The organism is Buttiauxella massiliensis, assembly GCF_902500225.1.
GTDB classification, from domain to species: Bacteria; Pseudomonadota; Gammaproteobacteria; order Enterobacterales; family Enterobacteriaceae; genus Buttiauxella; species Buttiauxella massiliensis.
This window is the reverse complement of the sequence record NZ_LR722652.1, coordinates 233,169-250,478: the sequence shown is the minus strand read 5'-3', so window position 1 is coordinate 250,478 and position 17,310 is coordinate 233,169. Positions and strand designations below refer to the sequence as shown.

At 48.7% G+C, this 17,310-nt stretch carries 13 protein-coding genes and 1 tRNA gene; 7 read left to right on the top strand and 7 right to left on the bottom strand.

The genetic code is table 11. The features are described from left to right. Positions 1 to 2: 2 nt before the first annotated feature. Complete coding sequence (locus GC128_RS09845; RefSeq protein ID WP_151994137.1) at positions 3 to 1,592, bottom strand: arylsulfatase; 1,590 nt, start codon at positions 1,590 to 1,592, stop codon at positions 3 to 5. A 370-nt stretch (positions 1,593 to 1,962) separates the two neighbouring features. Then, entirely contained in the window at positions 1,963 to 3,057 is a 1,095-nt protein-coding gene (locus GC128_RS09840; protein WP_151994136.1) for a GGDEF domain-containing protein, read from the bottom strand. Positions 3,058 to 3,269: 212 nt separating this feature from the next. Here GC128_RS09840 and GC128_RS09835 point away from each other — a divergent pair, with 212 nt between their 5' ends. From GC128_RS09835 to GC128_RS09805, 7 genes are all read left to right on the top strand, one after another. Then, entirely contained in the window at positions 3,270 to 4,883 is a 1,614-nt protein-coding gene (locus GC128_RS09835) for a mechanosensitive ion channel family protein (RefSeq protein WP_151994135.1), read from the top strand. After that, positions 4,880 to 6,031 carry a BamA/TamA family outer membrane protein gene (locus GC128_RS09830; RefSeq protein WP_407643470.1) on the top strand — a complete coding sequence of 384 codons (1,152 nt, stop codon included), beginning with the start codon at positions 4,880 to 4,882 and terminating at the stop codon, positions 6,029 to 6,031. Before GC128_RS09835 ends, GC128_RS09830 begins: the two co-directional genes overlap by 4 nt. A gap of 47 nt (positions 6,032 to 6,078) precedes the next feature. Beyond that, positions 6,079 to 7,053 carry a porin family protein gene (locus GC128_RS09825; RefSeq protein WP_193216241.1) on the top strand — a complete coding sequence of 325 codons (975 nt, stop codon included), beginning with the start codon at positions 6,079 to 6,081 and terminating at the stop codon, positions 7,051 to 7,053. Beyond that, entirely contained in the window at positions 7,053 to 8,186 is a 1,134-nt protein-coding gene (locus GC128_RS09820) for a BamA/TamA family outer membrane protein (RefSeq protein WP_151994134.1), read from the top strand. The genes GC128_RS09825 and GC128_RS09820 overlap by 1 nt, the downstream gene beginning before the upstream one ends. Next, entirely contained in the window at positions 8,186 to 9,307 is a 1,122-nt protein-coding gene (locus GC128_RS09815) for a DUF4056 domain-containing protein (protein WP_151994133.1), read from the top strand. Before GC128_RS09820 ends, GC128_RS09815 begins: the two co-directional genes overlap by 1 nt. Before the next feature lie 96 nt (positions 9,308 to 9,403). Continuing rightward, positions 9,404 to 9,862, top strand: coding sequence for a GNAT family N-acetyltransferase (locus GC128_RS09810; RefSeq protein WP_151994132.1), 459 nt, complete (start codon positions 9,404 to 9,406; stop codon positions 9,860 to 9,862). 308 nt (positions 9,863 to 10,170) lie between these two features. Next, the gene (locus tag GC128_RS09805) at positions 10,171 to 12,915 is read left to right on the top strand and encodes an autotransporter domain-containing protein (RefSeq protein WP_151994131.1); all 2,745 of its coding nucleotides are present in this window, start codon (positions 10,171 to 10,173) and stop codon (positions 12,913 to 12,915) included. A 120-nt stretch (positions 12,916 to 13,035) separates the two neighbouring features. On the opposite strand, the gene GC128_RS09800 is transcribed toward GC128_RS09805, so the two are convergent. From GC128_RS09800 to GC128_RS09780, 5 genes are all read right to left on the bottom strand, one after another. Beyond that, positions 13,036 to 13,111 (bottom strand) — tRNA-Phe (locus GC128_RS09800). A gap of 114 nt (positions 13,112 to 13,225) precedes the next feature. Continuing rightward, positions 13,226 to 13,801 (bottom strand): transcriptional regulator, encoded by a 576-nt coding sequence (locus GC128_RS09795; protein WP_151994130.1) that lies wholly within the window; start codon positions 13,799 to 13,801, stop codon positions 13,226 to 13,228. A gap of 87 nt (positions 13,802 to 13,888) precedes the next feature. Then, a complete protein-coding gene (locus tag GC128_RS09790) occupies positions 13,889 to 15,601 on the bottom strand; it encodes a protein-disulfide reductase DsbD (protein ID WP_151994129.1) in 1,713 nt (570 codons plus the stop codon). Beyond that, positions 15,577 to 15,900: a divalent cation tolerance protein CutA gene (cutA, locus tag GC128_RS09785; RefSeq protein WP_034461116.1), complete on the bottom strand. Its 324-nt coding sequence runs from the start codon at positions 15,898 to 15,900 to the stop codon at positions 15,577 to 15,579. The genes GC128_RS09790 and cutA overlap by 25 nt, the downstream gene beginning before the upstream one ends. 98 nt (positions 15,901 to 15,998) lie before the next feature. Continuing rightward, on the bottom strand, positions 15,999 to 17,300 hold the full coding sequence (locus GC128_RS09780) for an anaerobic C4-dicarboxylate transporter (protein WP_151994128.1): 1,302 nt from the start codon (positions 17,298 to 17,300) through the stop codon (positions 15,999 to 16,001). Positions 17,301 to 17,310: the final 10 nt, after the last annotated feature.

Sequence of the window (17,310 nt, the reverse complement as noted above, 5' to 3'; positions counted from 1 at the left end):
ATTTAATTATTCGCGTTTGAACCTTGTTCAATCATCGCTGAGGCATCGGAGATGGTGAAGGAACCCGGTTTCTGGCGTGGTGGGAACTCTTTGAAGGTCGCCAGCATTTCTTTAACGTATTTCTGTGCACCACCCATCAGGAACATACGGTCGTAGAACCAGGTCTGATAGCCCATGCCGTCGGAAGCTTTTTCCAGCGGATCCACTTCCAGATCGAAGATCATCGGCGCGCGCAGTTTGGTAAATGGATAACGCCACAGATCAAGGCCGGTGTGCTCCTGAATCATGAAGTGCGCTTTCCAGCGACCATAACGGATGGCCAGCAAGTCGCCGTCATCGCTCCAGTAGAAGAACTCTTTACGCGGGTCTTCACCTTTGCCTTGCAGGAAGTCGAGTTGGTTATAGCCATCAAGATGGACTTTGTAGGTGATGGACGGTGTTTTGTAGCCCTTCAACAACTGCTCTTTGATATCAGGAACGCCAGCTGCAGCAACCAGTGTCGGGAACCAGTCGTTACTGCCAAAGATATCGTTAATCAGTGTGCCTGGCTTAATATGGCCCGGCCATTTGATCATAGCCGGTACGCGGAAACCGCCTTCCCAGCCGGTATTTTTCTCGCCACGGAATGGCGTGATACCTGCATCAGGCCAGGTTGCCGTCATCGGGCCGTTATCGGTGGTGTAGAGAATGATCGTGTTGTCTTCGATACCGAGATCTTTAATCTTTTGCAGTACTTCGCCAACCATCTTGTCGTGCTCAACCATGCCATCTGCATATGTCCCAAGCCCCGTTACGCCGATGCTGGCATCTTTGAGGTGAGTCTTGTTGTGCATGCGAGTGGTGTTAAACCAGGTAAAGAATGGCTTACCTGCTTTGGTCTGGCGCTCCATAAAGTCGTTGTTGGCGGCGAGAGTTTCTTCATCGACTGTGCCCATACGTTTGACGGTGAGCGGGCCGGTATCTTCAATTTTTCCGTCGGCGGTGCTCTTAATGACGCCGCGCGGGCCAAATTCTTTACGGAATTCAGGATCTTTCGGGTAATCCGGGTTTTCGGGTTCTTCTTCAGCGTTCAGGTGGTAGAGATTACCGAGGAATTCGTCGAAACCATGTGCGGTTGGCAGGAATTCATCGCGGTCGCCGAGGTGGTTTTTACCAAACTGACCGGTGGCATAACCGAGTTGTTTGAGGATATTGGCAATCGTCGGGTCCTCTTTGCTCAGGCCTTGTGGTGCACCCGGCATACCGACTTTACTCATCCCGGTACGGAATGGCATTTGCCCGGTAATGAACGAAGAGCGTCCGGCGGTAGAACTTTGCTCTGCATAATAGGAGGTGAACTTGGCCCCTTCATTAGCAATGCTGTCAATATTCGGCGTTTTATAACCCATCATTCCCTGGTTATAACTGCTGATATTCCAGTAACCAATATCATCACCGAAAATAACCACGATATTTGGTTTTGATGTGTCTTGTTTCGGTGCATTTTCGGGTGAGGCGGTAGCAGGAGCGGCATTAACAGAGGACACTGCACCAGACATCAAAGTAAGCATGCTGGCAATCATTGTCCTTTTGAAAGGGACGTTGTTAAGCATCTTTGGGACTCCGTTCATTTAGGGGACTGAATGAGTATAGTCAAGGGTTGAAACTTGCTATTACATTATGAATTACCAGGAAAAATTTCTGATTAAGATAGTTAAAGATATTCTTAACGTGAAAAAATAAGAGGAATTAGCTAACTAATTGAAATTTAATAAATGGCGCTATATACAGTACCATTTTGGATTAAAGAGAATGTTATGGATTTATTTAATTTTAAACTTTATAGCTAAAAATTATGCGGGGTTTATGAGGGAACCAAAAGGAATAACCGAGCAAAGATTGCCTTTACTCGGTGAGGAATAATCAACAAAACCTAGATATATCACACCATTGAATCTGTTTTTTTCATGGGACTATTAACATCTAATAGCAAACACAGTTTCTACCATTTTTCTTAGCTTTATAAAGTTGTTGGTCTGCTTGTTCAACCAATGCTTCCAGTGCCATTCCTTCTTGCCATTGTGCAATACCCTGGCTGATGGTTAGCACCGAAGAGACGTCTGAACCCTTATGAAGAATATGGGCATGAGCAATATTTTGCTGAATCCTCTGACTGATCGCTTTGACCTGGGAGATATCATCACACACCGTCAGAACGACAAACTCTTCGCCACCAAAACGAAACGCACTATCGCTCTCTTTTCTTAGTGATTTTTCAATGCATTGCGAGACTTTTATCAAGCATTTATCACCGGCAACATGGCCATAAACGTCGTTGTATTGTTTGAAGAAATCGATGTCCATTACAATCATGAACAGCTTTTTGTTATTCCCGGAAAGTGAGCTTACGCATTCTTCAAAGAAACGAGTCAGGCTCAGACGGTTAAATAGCCCGGTTAATGCGTCATAGTGCGCCTGCTGTACCAGCTTTTTGATCAGGATATTTTTTTCATATTCACTGCGCTGCACTCGCTGATACCACTCCAGCAAAATGTAGCGGGCGGAATAGATAACTAACAGCATGATCAATGCACCGACAAATTGCGCCACATTAAATCTTTCTTGTAAGAAGTATTCGACGTAGAGCAGTGACAAGACCAGAGGAGCCGAGAACAAAAACAACAACCGCCCTGAAATGTAAAAGGTGATGGTTGCTGGCAATAATACCGAAATGGTCAGCATTAACGTCATCAGCGGATTTTGGTAATAAACCGTGAAGTTAAAGGATAAAATTGACCACAGTAATCCAAGGGTTAAAACCAGGAAGGGAAGTATTGTATGATAAAACCCATCGTTAATATTTTTCTTAATTTTTAGTGTAATAATGATATTGACCAGTGAAAGAGCAACGATGCACCCACATATTATTTGTAAAGTCAGTGGAAGGGCATCAATGTCACTGCGGTTAGTGCCGCGCAACAATAACCAGATACAAAATATTATGTTCAGAGACAAAAACCACATATAGCCTTTGGTACTGGTAATGACGTTTTCGCCAGTGTTGTGATTAATGTCCACAAATAACACTCCTTTAATAAATTTATTAAATGATACCGTGCTCACCCCACCGATACCACCCTTGATATCCTTGTTCACCAACCCTTTAATATCACTCTTGTTATCTTGAATATGCTTAATGCTGGTCTATGCTCAAATCAGATATGACTCGGCAGAGCGCTGCTCGTGTCATTGAAAAATAAAACAAAATCATTCCTTTTTGGGTAAAAAATATGATTAGGGCGCTGCTATTCCTCCTGGCATGGATACCTCTGATAACCGCTGGTGTGCTGCATGCGGCGGAACCCAGGCAACTTCCTTCCGAACAAGATCAAGCACGCACGATCTCAATCTTTCATCACCCAATTGTTATGTTGCAGGCAAAATTTGGCCTGACCACGCCTGAAGAGCGCGTGTTGCGCGTTCGCCGAACCTTACGTTCTCTGAGTGAAGAAGACATTCGCCAGCCGATATTAATTACCCCTGTCACTCGCTATAACCAGCAAGGCCGCTTATTTACGGTCAACGGTAAGATGCTGATGTTATTAGCAGAAGGTGATTTAGATGAAGGTGATGATCTGACGCTCGATCAAGCTGCGCAACGAGTGTTAGCTCGTATGGATGAGCAGCGCACTTCCTTGAAAGATCAGTACTCCTCGTCATACCTCGCCACTGCAGTTGTAAAAACCTTAGCGGGAACAGTTGTTTTAGGGCTGCTATTTTATGGCGCGTTCAAATCCTGGAAAAAAGTTAAGCAATACTTTGAAGCACGAATCAGCCGTAAAAAAGGCTTAATACCGGCTAAGTGGCGCGAATTTCTTGGGGCGGTGGAAAGTTATCTCTATGGTTTATTAATGATTCTCTTAGGCATTGCGGCATTTTATCTCTGGTTGAGTTGGATCTTCAGGTTGTTCCCGTGGACGCGAGTCTGGGGAGAATCGCTGGGTGACTGGTCTATTAATGTTGTCCAGAAAATTGCGTTATCGATTGTTTCAGCGCTTCCCGGATTGTTGATTGTGATGATTATCTTTTTAATCACCGCATTTATTCTCAAGTTGCTCAAAATTCTCCTCACGCGCGTTGAAAGCAGAAGAATGATGGTGCCAGGCCTGCACCCGGAAACGGTGGGAGCCACACGTAAACTGATTTCCGTGATGGTCTGGTTATTTGCGCTTTCAGCGGCTTATCCATTCTTGCCCGGTGCTAACTCGCTGGCATTTAAGGGGATCAGCGTTTTCTTCGGCTTGATGCTAACGCTCGGCTCGGCAGGGGTAATGAACCACGCCATGAGTGGCCTGGTGCTGACCTATTCCCGTGCTCTACGCAAAGGAGATGTCATTCGCATCGGCGATAACGAAGGGCTGGTGAACGAAGTCGGTATGCTGGCAACCAAAATCCTCACACGTGAAAACTACATCGTCACGGTGCCAAATGCGGTGGTCGTGAGTGGGAAAATCACTAACCTCAGCGCTCAGAATCCAGGTTCTGGCGTCAATCTGACAACCAGTGTCACTATCGGTTACGACACGCCCTGGCGGCAGGTTCACGCCATGCTGGAGCTGGCTGCTAAACGTACACAAGGCATTGATCCCAGTACACCACCGCTGGTTCGCCAGCTCAATTTGATGGACTGGTACATCGCATACGAATTACAGGTCAAATTACGCGTGGGTGAATCGTTGGCGGGCGTGAAGAGTGAATTGCACAGCCATATTCAGGATGTGTTTAACGAATTCAACGTGCAGATTATGTCGCCGAATTTTGTTAACCAGCCGGAAGGTGCGGTGATGGTGGCGCGTGATAACTGGTTTGCTGCTCCTGCCACCCAGCCTGAGAAGCCTTCGTGAAAAGGTCTGGCTATTCGTTAGCACTGCTTCTTGGCGCGGGCTTGTCACAGCCATTGCTCGCCAGTGCCAGCGGACTGATTGACGAGGCGGACGGCATGCTGGATATGAGCGAATACCTCAGTGATAACCGTTACGGCTTTTTGCCGGTCCCGGTGGTGATAACCGAGCCTGCGGTAGGTTACGGCGGCGGTCTGTTTGGCCTTTTCTTGCATGATACGCCGGACAGTGAAGCCGGGAAAAACCATCCTGGTGGAAAAACTATCCCGCCTGCAGTCACGGCGTTTGGTGGGGGCGCGACGCAAAATGGCACCTGGTTTGTTGGCGGCGGTCATCGCCACACCTGGAACAATGACAGCATCCGTTATTTGGTCGCACTCGGTTATGCCGATGTAAATCTTGATATTTATTCAGGTGACGTTGCGGGATTCTCTCGAGGAAAGGGCATCAGTACGCAAACCAAAGGCTACGGCGGTATGCAAAAATTACAGTTCCGAGTAGCAGATACGCCATTCTTTATTGGCGCTTCACAGTTTTACGCAGATACCAAAATCTCTGCGGATAACCCGGTTATTAGCCGCGCATTGCAGCGTGTTTTGGGTGAGGAGAGCGCTTCATCAGCGCTTGGGTTGGTCATGGAATATGACACCACCGATAACTTTTTCTACCCGCACAACGGGCTGTCAGCCACGGCGGAATACCAGTTTTATAGCAGCTTCCTCGGTGGTGATTATCGCTACGACATGTTGACGCTCGACGGTAAATATTTCCAACCGCTTGGCACCGATTTTACGCTGGTGCTGGCCGGGAATTATCAGTCACTTTCAAACCATGACCGGCATTTGCCACCGATGGCACGGCCCTATATCAAATTGCGAGGCATCTCGCAGTATCGCTATCAGGGAGATTATGTCAGCACTGCGCAAACCCAGCTTGAATGGCAAATGACGCCGCGCTGGGTGTTGCAGGGTTTTGTGGGGGCAGGAAGCGCCAGCAAAGAAGCCGACGATCTCTTTAATAAAACCGAAGTGGCGTATGGCGGTGGGTTTCGCTACCTGATTGCGCGCAAGTTCGGATTGCATACCGGGATTGATGTCGCCTTTAGTGATAGCGAACAAGCCGTTTATTTCAATGTGGGGGCGGGGCTATAGAAGGAATTTGCCGCCTGACTGACAATGCAAATATCAAAGAGAACGCCATGAAGAAAATCCAAAGGAGTGTGCAACAGTGCCGGGTGATTGCGCTGCCGCTACTGTTTTTATCCGGTGCGGCGTTTGGTGCGACAACGGACACTGCGACAGACAGCAGCACGTTTCCCATCTGGGGAGATGAAGCGCGTGCGCGCGGATATTCTATCCCGCTGCCGTTTGGTGTGAATCTCAGCTATATGAATATTCGCCAGAATGTCGACGTTGATAGCATTACCTTCTCCGGGTTGAAGCTTGGCGCGCATCCCATTCCCAGCGATATGTTTGCCATTGATGTCGGCCATACGCGCGAGCGCAGTAAGACTGAAAACCTGCGTCTGGATATGTGGGTGTTCCCGTTTTTAAATATTTATGGGCTGATGGGTTACACCAAAGGCTCGTCGATTTCGAACGTATCGGTAGATGCCGACCCGTCACGTTATACCGGCATTGACCGGATTATTGCCTCGTCGGTGCATAGCCTGAACCAAAGCGGTGATTTACAGAACATCGATTTCACTCTCGATTTTGAAGGTGTTACTTATGGCACCGGCGTTACGCTGGCGGGTGGGTATAAAAACTGGTTTACGCTGGTGGACACCAACTACACGCGTACCAATTTCGATATTCTGGACGGCAAAATCTCTGCCCTGACGGTATCGCCACGTGTCGGGTATCGTTTCGATATGCCGCAAATTTCCGGGCCATCGCATTTAAGCGTGTGGGTCGGGGCGATGTATCAGGACGTCCAGCAGGAGTTCAAAGGCAATCTATCCGACTTGCATATGCCTGCCGAACTTCAGCCGCTGATTAATTCGGTAAATAAAGATGACGATGGGCGCTTTGACGTTAAACAGCATCTGACTTCGCCATGGAACACGTTGATTGGGGCACAATATGAACTCACGCAAAACTTTAACGTGCTGACGGAGATTGGTTTTAACGAGCGTAATAGCTTCTTCCTCGCAGGTGAATATCGATTCTAATGAAGAAACGTGGCGCGCTATTTTTGGGCTTATTAAGCCTGATAAATCTACCGACTGAGGCGGTTGCCATGACGCGCGAGGAGATTGACGGTTTTCTGGGAAAGCTGGGGGCTGATAATCAGTATGACCCCAGTAAAGGCATTGACTGGAGCGTGTTGCCTGGGCCGTTTTATACCCCGGAGTTGAAACTTGGCCTGGGGACTGCCATCGCGGGCGTGTACCGCGTTGATCCCAATGATCATGTCACGCAAAACTCGTCGGTGTCGTTTACCGGTTTTGTTAGTACTAGTGGCGCGTTAGGGCTTGGCATGAAGAATTACACCTTCTTTGCAGGGGATGAATGGCGGCTGTTTGTCGATGGATCGCTGGCGAAGATCCCGACCGGTTTTTGGGGCATTGGCTACGATGCGGCGCAGGGTGATGAGCAGAAATACACGCAACAATCGATTAGCCTTCAACCGCAGATCATGCGCCAGGTGGTTGATAATCTGTATGCCGGTTTGGGTTGGGACTTTTCAACGTATGACGCTGAAAATATTGATGATCAACATCCTGGTGATAACTTCTCGCGCTACAACGTAAAAGGAAATTCGCTAAGTTCAGGCATCACGGCGGCTATCAACTACGATTCTCGGGATGTGATAACCCGGCCGCAACACGGGCAGTTCTTTAGTGCCGAATACAGCCTTTTTGATCCTGCTCTTGGTTCGGATAACCACTTCACCGTTTTGCAGCTGCAATATAATTATTACCTTCCGCTAAACAATCAGGATGTGTTGGCGTTCGATCTTTGGGGGCGTTTTGCGCGTGGTGATGTGCCATGGGACCGCTTGTCGCAGGCCGGGGATGATAATCGAATGCGTGGCTATTATCAGGGGCGTTATCGCGATAAAGACGTGGTCAGCACACAACTGGAATACCGTAAAAAGCTTAACTGGCGGCACGGTTATGTGTTGTGGGTTGGCACGGGCGCATTGGGTGACAGCCCGCATAATCTTTCAGACAACCCGCTGTTACCTACCATCGGCGCGGGTTACCGCTTCGAGGTTAAGCCTGACATGAATATTCGCCTCGACCTGGGGTTTGGCAAAGAGAGTGCCGGGTTTTACTTTCAAGTTGCGGAGGCATTTTAATGCAGCGCTGGATTTTTTCTCTGCTGCTTTGTGTGGCATCCCTGAGTTTTGGCGCGTCACCGAAATCAGCAGATATCTTGCCCATTGAGAAGGCGAGGCGAGTATGGCCAATAACACAAGAGCTCACGGCTCCTGAGTCTTTACGGCCTTGCTGTGCCTTTGGATATGACCTGCAAGTACGAGCCGTTGGTGTACCCATTCCGGTCTACCAGATTGGTAATATTCTGACGCTTACGACCCTTGGTCATCATCGTTACAACGATAGCGCGTTGGGGGCGGTCAAAAATATTGTTGGTTTGAGTGAGGAGAAAAGTGGCCTCATTTACACTCGCCGTGGGGGTTTTATTGATATCGCCCATGTGCGTGATACTGCTGATAATACCTTCTATCTTTTCACGCAGATCTACTCGCGGCTTGGCCAGGACTGGCGGCTGTTCTATAGCGAAGAATTGGGTGTCCGACGCATTCAGCTTCATGCGTTCAATCCACCTGCGTCCATGGTTGAACGCTATACGATTGCCGCCTGGCTTGCGGGGCATCTCGCCTTTCAGCTAGCGCAATGGCATGAGATTGCTCAATGGTATGGATTCCAGTCGGTTCCGGGATTTTCTGAGGAGATATCTGCTTTTTCACCCGAAGATCTCTATTCCAATTTATTGGGCGCAAGGCTTGCGATAAACGTGATTTTGCACGGACACGCCAGGTCAATTGAGTCTTACGATCATGCGATAGACAAGGCGTTGCACAAGGCATTGGTACAACTTGGCGCGGTCAGCAAAGCAGAATCAGAAAGAAAATTCCGCGAAGTGGACGGCGACTGGTGGAACAGCAAGCGCCGGGTGCCGGATAAATTTTTGGTGCTTAACCGTAATTATGATCTCAGCGAGAACCGTTACCCGACTCCTGTCCCATTTGAAAAGGCGAAGCCCTACCGCTTGGTGATGCCTGCGGCAGTTGCCGGGATGACGATAAGTCAGCTTGGAGAATTGCAAATCCACACTGGCAGCGACATGCGTGGGCTTAGAGTACCGGAGAGTTTTTATCTTCCGGCACAGTTTCCAGCGCTGGCAGAACAAGCCAAATACGCCGATCAGATTCAGTTACAGCAGATGAAGAAGTGAGAGCTATAAGTAATCGTTATTGGACGAACAGGCGATTGTTCGTTTTGATGTTGCAAATATGTTACTTGCTCTCTACCCAATATTTGGAAATCTCGCATGTTCACAATCAAAATTGACGATCTTTCGCATCCGGTGGTGCAGACATTAGTGGCCTACCATATTTCCGGCATGCTGGAACAGTCACCACCCGAAAGCAGCCACGCGCTGGATGTGCAAAAACTCCGCGATCCGGCAGTGACATTTTGGTCTGCGTGGGAAGGGGAGCAATTAGCCGGAATTGGTGCATTGAAAATGCTCGATGATGGGCATGGTGAGTTGAAATCAATGCGTACCGCGACGGACTTTTTACGCCGTGGTGTGGCGAACCAATTTTTGCTGCACATTTTGCAAGTGGCGCGTGAGCGTGGATTCCAGCGTCTGAGTTTAGAAACCGGAACTCAGCCGGGCTTTGCTGCTTGCCATCAGCTTTATCTTAAGCATGGATTTGTCGATTGTCAGCCGTTTGCTGATTATCAACTCGACCCAAATAGCCGCTTTATGACGTTGGTTTTGTAGCGGGTTTAACGTAAAGCTACCCAAAAGTAAGATTGTGTCTTTTGGCCTGGGCTACTATTTTAAAACCATGCATCTTTGTGGAACATCGAATTTTGCGATGTTCCCTTTAATGTATTTGCATAATCCCTTCTTCATCTTATTTTACTTTATTTTCCCTAAAAATATGAGCATTCAATTTATCCATTTATATTAATTATTGAGTGAGTTGTCATTTAATAATATGTTTGATTTTCACACGGCTATTCAGTAATGTTTATTACCCTCGTAAAGTTCATAATAAATATCCAAAAAAAGACATCGCTGGGACAATGAATATATTAAAGTTAAGAAAAATCGCGCTATTTATTCCTCTTTTGTTAACGGCATGTGGTGGAGGCGGTGGTGGTAGCGACTCGGGCTCTCCTCAAACAATAAATACTCCAGCTATAAAACCCGATGTGCAAACTCCAGGATCAAATAATAATAAAGTCAAAGTTGGGGTGTTGGATTCAGGAATTAATAAAAATCTCAATAATATAACCGGTAAGGTTGCTATTATTTTGCATTATGTCGGGCAGGGGAAGAACCTTGGCTCAGGTGCATTTACTCCCGAGGATATTACGGCGTCGCTGGCACTGGCTGATATGGATACTTCTGGACATGGTAGCTATGTCTCTCAAATCCTTGCCAGTACGGGGAGTGGTGGGACATATGTAGGTAGCCAGAACATTCAGCTTTATGAAGCCAAAACGACCAATGACCCTCTTGGCCATTCAATGATTGATGATCAACTTGCTGCAATTATGGATCTGCATCAGCATTATGGGGTCAATTTATTTAATGCCTCATGGGGGAGTTATAATCATTACGATGCAAATTCACCGATTACATCAGTATTAAAATATCTGGTTAATAGCAATGGTTTGATAGTTTTTTCTGCCGGGAATGATTTATTTAATGAACCCTCCGCAGAAAACCTGACCCCGTTGATTGATCGCTCTATCGAAAATGGATTAATCACGGTAGTGGGTCTTGATGGTAATAAGCAGCTCTATAGTGAGTATGACGAAAACGGTGTAATTAAAGGCAGTAATGCTTGCGGAAGGGCTGCGGCCTGGTGTCTTGCTGGCGATTATGTCGTTGGGCCACTGCTCAGCGAGAATAACAACGGTCATGTTTATTTCTACGGGACTTCAGGTGCCGCACCTCAAGTTACGGCAGCGGCAGCAAATGTATGGCAAAAATATCCCTGGATGACCGCAAAGCAGGTAAAACAGACAATATTAACGACCGCAACCTATCTGCCTGATGGTTCCCCACAAGGGGCACATTATAACGCGACCTATGGTTGGGGTGAGTTAAATGCTCTGCGTGCAGAAAATGGCCCAATGCTGTTTTCTTCTCTCTTTGGCGACTTTAATGCTCAAGTACCCGATTCACATTACATCTTCAGCAACAATATATCCGGTGATGCTGGTCTGGTTAAGAACGGTAACGGCACTCTGGAACTGGCAGGGGATGACAGCTATACCGGCGATACGACGATAAATCAGGGCTCACTATGGGTTAGTGGCAGTATTCATCGTGGCTCGGTAAACATTTCCCCTGGAGGGTTATTAACGGGTTCGGGTTCAGTGAGTTCGACTTATAACAATGGGACGATAGATTTATCTAACGGCTCACTGAAAGTGAAAGGCGATTATTCACAGAGCCATAACGGCATACTTAATGCCTACATTGATAATCAGCTTGATATTAGCGGTAACGCGGCGCTGGATGGCACGGTCAACGTGGTTAATCAGAATTACGTGGTTAACGGGACGTACGACATTCTGCATGCGCAAAATATTCAGGGGCAATTTAGCCAGGTTAATGGCAGCAAATTCCTGAAGATTAATCATGTTAATTACACGCCTGACCACGTCAATCTCGATGTGGAACAAGTCTCTGCGAAAAATGCTGTCAGTAATGGAGATTCTCTGTCAATGGCGGGCGCCAAAGCGGTAGACAGCATTTTTGCTGCGGCTAATGACATTGCATTAAAGCAGCACAACGGTGAAGTACTGACGGTAGACGAGCAGCAATTATTGGATTATTCCGCGGGCTTACAATCTACTCGTTCAGGAGATGGTGTTCAGCGCATTGTGGATAGCCATTCTGGCGTCATTTATTCCGAGCTGCCTTCCGTGTTACTGGCGGAGCAAAATCGCCTTACGCAAACTGTCGTGAATCGTTTAAGTGCCATGTATGGCATGGGTAAAGTTACCCCTGGCGTGTGGACTTCTTATGATTATATGAAAAACCAGTATCAGCCTGATGGATGGAACCAGGTGAGCAGCACCACTAATAACACCTCTGTGGGGATGGATGGTCGTGTGAGTAATGCCTTGCTGCTGGGTGGCTTCGTTAATAAAAATAATATCACTGCCAAACTGGACAGAAACGGTGGGAGTCTTGACGGGAGCCAGAATGGTATTGGCGCTTATGGGCAGTTCAACGATGGAGCGTTTTATCTGAACGGTCTGGCAAGTTACCAGCGTGGTGATGCAGACATTAAACGTCCTGTTATCGGCAATGGCACGCAAAGTAGCCAGAATTCGAATACGGATATGAGCAGTGCGAGCCTCTACTTTGAATCAGGCTACGCATTTCATTTACCGCATGAAGCCGATATCACGCCTTATCTCGGCGTTGAATACGATCGTTCTAATACCGATAGTATCGATGAAGAAAACTTGCAGGGTGTGAGTGTTAGCGGCATGAAAGGGCGCCAGAGCAGCGTAGCGTTGGGCTCTCGCTTTAATTATATGGTGAGCAATGAACTGCATCTGGCTGCATGGGCGCAGGCCAGCAAGATCGTGGCGCGTGATATCAGTGATATGAGACTGGCAACCAATATGAGCGGGCAGGAGATTTCGCTTAACTCGCCAGAGTTTGATCGGAACAGCTTCGATTACGGCTTAGACATTGATTACGTTATTTTGAATAGCGTGCAGCTTTTTGCCGGAATGCAGAATAGCACGGCGAATGACCAGGCCTTTTCTGCCAGCGCGGGTGTGAAGTACTTCTGGTAATTGTTATATCAGGGCGAGTCGCAGGGAAGCGACGAGTAATCGAACTATTGAACGAAGTTCGATGAAGAGTCCGAATCCCCGAAAGCAAAAAAACCGCCATAGGCGGGTTCTTCTAAATAGTGGTGCCCGGACTCGGAATCGAACCAAGGACACGGGGATTTTCAATCCCCTGCTCTACCGACTGAGCTATCCGGGCAACGGGGCGCATTAAACCGTAAAGGCCGTTAGGCGTCAACGGCTTTGTCATAAAAAAGGGGCTAAATGCGTTTAAGTGCTTTCTTTTCATGCAAAATGGCGAGAAAACAATTCATCAGGTCAATGCACCACCTTGTCGGCACTGGGCAAATCGCAGAATATCTTCGGCCAGTCGACGGGCAGTTTCGATATCGGCCTGGCTGCGTTTCACCAACAAACGGCTCAGGCAGCCTTCCAGCACCAGTTCCATTTGATGCGCCACCATCGTTGGGTCATCCACTTCCAGCTGCATTAGCATTTCATGAGTGAATTCCCAGGCGGCTTTTTTCTGCTGATCGGCCAGTTGGTGAATCGGGTGCGATGCATCCGGGTAAAAAGTGCAGGCAGCGATAAACAGGCATCCTGGATAGCGATGGTTGTTGACGCATTCGGTCAACGCTTCGTAGCGCTTCAACAGTTTCTGCTCGAGTGACATCTCTTCATTAAGCGCGAGCTGACGGCGCCAGACATCAATTTGCTGACTCAAATAACGCAGGGCGTCATAGAGTAATGCCTCACTGTTTGGCCAGAAATTGCTGATCTCTGTAACCGGATAGTCTGCCTCTGCGGCGACCATATCCAGGGTGGTGCTGGCAATTCCTTCACGTTCAAGTACGTGTAAGGCGTGCTCTAGTACTGTTTCGCGTTGCACGGTTATCTCCTCCGTTGTACCCGTCATACTTCAAGCTGCCTCGATGCAAGCTGAATTATTTAGTGTACTTCCCACAATGAGTGTTGTTTACGGCGTCAGTTTCTGCAAATGCGTACGGAAGGTGTCAGCATTCATAAAACCGGTCACACGTGCTTCTGGCAACTCGTGCCCTTGTGTATCAAAGAACAAAATCGTTGGTAGCCCTAAAACCTGGAGATGCTTTAACAGCGCCACATCTTGCGCGTTGTTGGCGGTAACATCAGCCTGGAGTAAAACGGTATTTCCCAGCTGTTGCTGTACCTGCGCATCGCTAAAGGTGTATTTCTCAAACTCTTTGCAAGCCGCACACCAGTCGGCGTACAAATCGAGCATCACGGGTTTGCCTTTTGCATTGGCGAGTGCGGCATTGAGCTGCTCAACGTTAGCAATTTTGGTGAAATTGAGATGTGCCTGGCTGGCGGTTACTGTATTACCGAATGCCCAGTCTTGCAGCGGGCGAGCGCAAACCAGTGCCGCACCGAGCAGGATTATCTGCACCACGCGCATCCACGATTTAGTCGCTTGCAGGCTGGTGATAAATGCCCAGCCGAAGAACGCCACGCCGAGCAAACCCCATAACCGAATACCCCAATTATCTCCCAGTATGCGTTCCAGCAGGAAAACCGGCAGTGCAAGGATCACAAAACCAAATGCGATTTTGACGGTTTCCATCCACGGGCCACTTTTTGGAAGCAGACGGTTGCCGAATACGGTGATGAGCATCAATGGGAGGCCCATGCCTAGCGCGTAGAGATACAACGTGCCACCTCCGAGCCACATGTTCCCGCTCTGGGCGATGTACAGCAGAATGGCACTCAGCGGTGCGGTAGTACAAGGCGAGCAAATCAGCCCGGCTAATGCGCCCATCGCAAACACGCCACCCGCGGAACCGCCTTGCTGCCGATTGCTCATCAACGTAAGGCGCGTTTGAAGCGATGATGGCAGTTGTAGGGTGAATAGCCCAAACATAGAAGCCGCGAGCAGTACAAACAGCGCTGACAGGCCGATAAGCACATAAGGGTGTTGGAGGGCTGCCTGGAATTGCAGTCCCGCCGCCGCAACCACAAGGCCCAGCGCGGTATAGGTCAGTGCCATTCCTTGCACATAGACAAAGGTCAGCAGCAGGGCACGAGCAGTGGATAAACGCTGTTTACCGCCGAGCACAATGCCGGAAATCAATGGGTACATCGGCAGCACGCAAGGCGTGAAGGCGATACCGATACCGATTAGGAATGCCCAAAGTGCAGAGAACGGCAGTTGGGTGGTTTTAGTATCTGTAGCGTCCGCTGGTGGTTTTGGCGCATCGGCCACGGGCGCAGATGAATTTGCCGTTGGCAGAACTTCACTAAGTGGCACCACGCGCGTCTCAGGCGGGTAACAGAAGCCCGCTTCGGCGCAGCCCTGATACGTCACGCTAACAGTTGCCCCTTTGGTCGCCTTCTCAATCGTTATCGGTAGATTAAGCTGCTGGGTATAGATCTCAGTCTTGCCGTAAAACTCGTCTTCATGCCAGGTGCCTTTTGGCAACTCTGGCGGGGCGAGTTCGGCCTGCGCTGGATTCACTTTGATTTGCTGGCGATAAAGGTAGTAGCCGGGTTTTATCTGCCAGTTCAGATTGAGTTGGTGGTCAGATTGCTGGAAATCGAATGCAAAAGCCTGGTCGACCGGCACAAACTGAGATTTGCTTTGGTTGTCGAAAAGACCTGCAAAAGCGTGTGAGCTGAATAGCGCAAAAATTAGCGCAAAGATGCGTAGAGCCATGAGAGGTATTCACTATCTCCGTGGGTAACTGGCAGAACCAGTAATTCAGGGGTTTGATATGGGTGATGCGATTTCAGGCAAGCCAGCAGCGCTTCCTGATGCTCAATGTCGCTTTTGAGCAGCATCTGCACCTCATACTCCTGTTCCATTTTCCCTTCCCAGTAATAGAGCGATGTCGCACCGGGCAATAAGGTGACGCAGGCCGCCAGTTTCTCAGCCAGCACAAGGGCGGCAAGTTCCTGAGCGGTGGCTTCATCTGGGGCAGTACAAAGGATGACAACAGCCTGGGTAGTCGGCATAGCTAACCTCGTATCTGGTGGATTAGCGGTTGACTATAGCATGTGGGAGTGAGCGGGGGCGTTAAACGGGCCGCAGTGCGACCCGTGTTTTAAAAGATTTACAGAACCAAGCCGCCGACAATGAAGCCGAGGATCACGCACAGCGTAATAGCGATAACGCCAGGAATTAAGAACGCGTGGTTAAACACGTATTTACCAATACGCGTAGAGCCAGTGTCATCCATCTCTACCGCAGCCAGTAAGGTTGGGTAGGTTGGCAGCACGAACAGCGCTGAAACGGCGGCGAAAGAGGCGATGGCGGTCAGCGGGCTAACACCGAGCATTAATGCCGCTGGCATCAGAGCTTTAGTGGTTGCCGCCTGGGAGTAAAGCAGAGTGGCTGCGAAGAACAGCACTACAGCCAGCAACCACGGATAGCTTTGCAGCAAGTCACCCGCAACAGCCTGAATATCCTGGATGTGGTTTTTAACGAAGGTATCACCCAACCAGGCTACACCCAGTACGCAGATACAGGCACTCATGCCCGATTTGAACGTGCTGGCATTAAGGATTTCGCCAGTATCAATTTTACAGGTGAAGCAGATAAGCGTGGCGATGGTCAGCATGAACACCACAATCGCTTCGTTACGCGGCAGGATTGGGTTTTGAATCAGGCCAACGGTGTCGCTGATGGCGGTGGCGTACAGCATGACGGCAACAATACCGATAAGGAACAGTAGCACCGAGCGTTTTGCATGAGGTTTTAATTCAAACACGCTGGCCCCACGCAGTTTTACTTCGCCTTTCGCCAGACGTTCCTGATAAATCGGGTCGTCTTTCAGTTCACTGCCCAGGAAGTTACACACAATCGCTGTCAGCATAACTGCTACCAGCGTAACTGGAATGCAGATACTCAGAAGCGTCAGGTAACTGATGCCCATTGGCTCAAGAATGCCGGAGAAGAACACTACTGCCGCAGAAATTGGCGAGGCAGTAATTGCAATTTGTGAAGCCACAACGGCGATAGACAATGGGCGCGACGGGCGAATGCCTTGTTCTTTCGCAACTTCCGTAATTACCGGTAGCGTGGAAAATGCGGTATGACCCGTTCCCGCAAGAATAGTCATAAACCATGTCACGAGGGGAGCGAGGAAGGTGATGTATTTCGGATGGCGACGCAGCAGTTTTTCTGCAAGGCTGACCAGATAGTCCATTCCGCCTGCTACCTGCATAGCGGCAATCGCGGCAATAACTGCCATGATGATTTCGATGACATCGAAGGGGATAGCCCCGGGTTTAATCTGGAAAAATAGCGTTAAAACCAGCACACCAAAACCGCCAGCAAAGCCAATGCCTATGCCGCCGAGTCTGGCTCCCAGGTATATCGCTAGCAGCACGATAACAAGTTCAGCTCCAAACATGATTTCCTTC

Coding starts and splice junctions, on each gene's coding strand:
- GC128_RS09845 (WP_151994137.1), bottom strand. CDS start 1,592: ATGCTTAACAACGTCCCTTTCAAAAGGACAATGATTGCCAGCATGCTT.
- GC128_RS09835 (WP_151994135.1), top strand. CDS start 3,270: ATGATTAGGGCGCTGCTATTCCTCCTGGCATGGATACCTCTGATAACC.
- GC128_RS09825 (WP_193216241.1), top strand. CDS start 6,079: ATGAAGAAAATCCAAAGGAGTGTGCAACAGTGCCGGGTGATTGCGCTG.
- GC128_RS09820 (WP_151994134.1), top strand. CDS start 7,053: ATGAAGAAACGTGGCGCGCTATTTTTGGGCTTATTAAGCCTGATAAAT.
- GC128_RS09815 (WP_151994133.1), top strand. CDS start 8,186: ATGCAGCGCTGGATTTTTTCTCTGCTGCTTTGTGTGGCATCCCTGAGT.
- GC128_RS09810 (WP_151994132.1), top strand. CDS start 9,404: ATGTTCACAATCAAAATTGACGATCTTTCGCATCCGGTGGTGCAGACA.
- GC128_RS09805 (WP_151994131.1), top strand. CDS start 10,171: ATGAATATATTAAAGTTAAGAAAAATCGCGCTATTTATTCCTCTTTTG.
- GC128_RS09790 (WP_151994129.1), bottom strand. CDS start 15,601: ATGGCTCTACGCATCTTTGCGCTAATTTTTGCGCTATTCAGCTCACAC.
- cutA (WP_034461116.1), bottom strand. CDS start 15,900: ATGCCGACTACCCAGGCTGTTGTCATCCTTTGTACTGCCCCAGATGAA.
- GC128_RS09780 (WP_151994128.1), bottom strand. CDS start 17,300: ATGTTTGGAGCTGAACTTGTTATCGTGCTGCTAGCGATATACCTGGGA.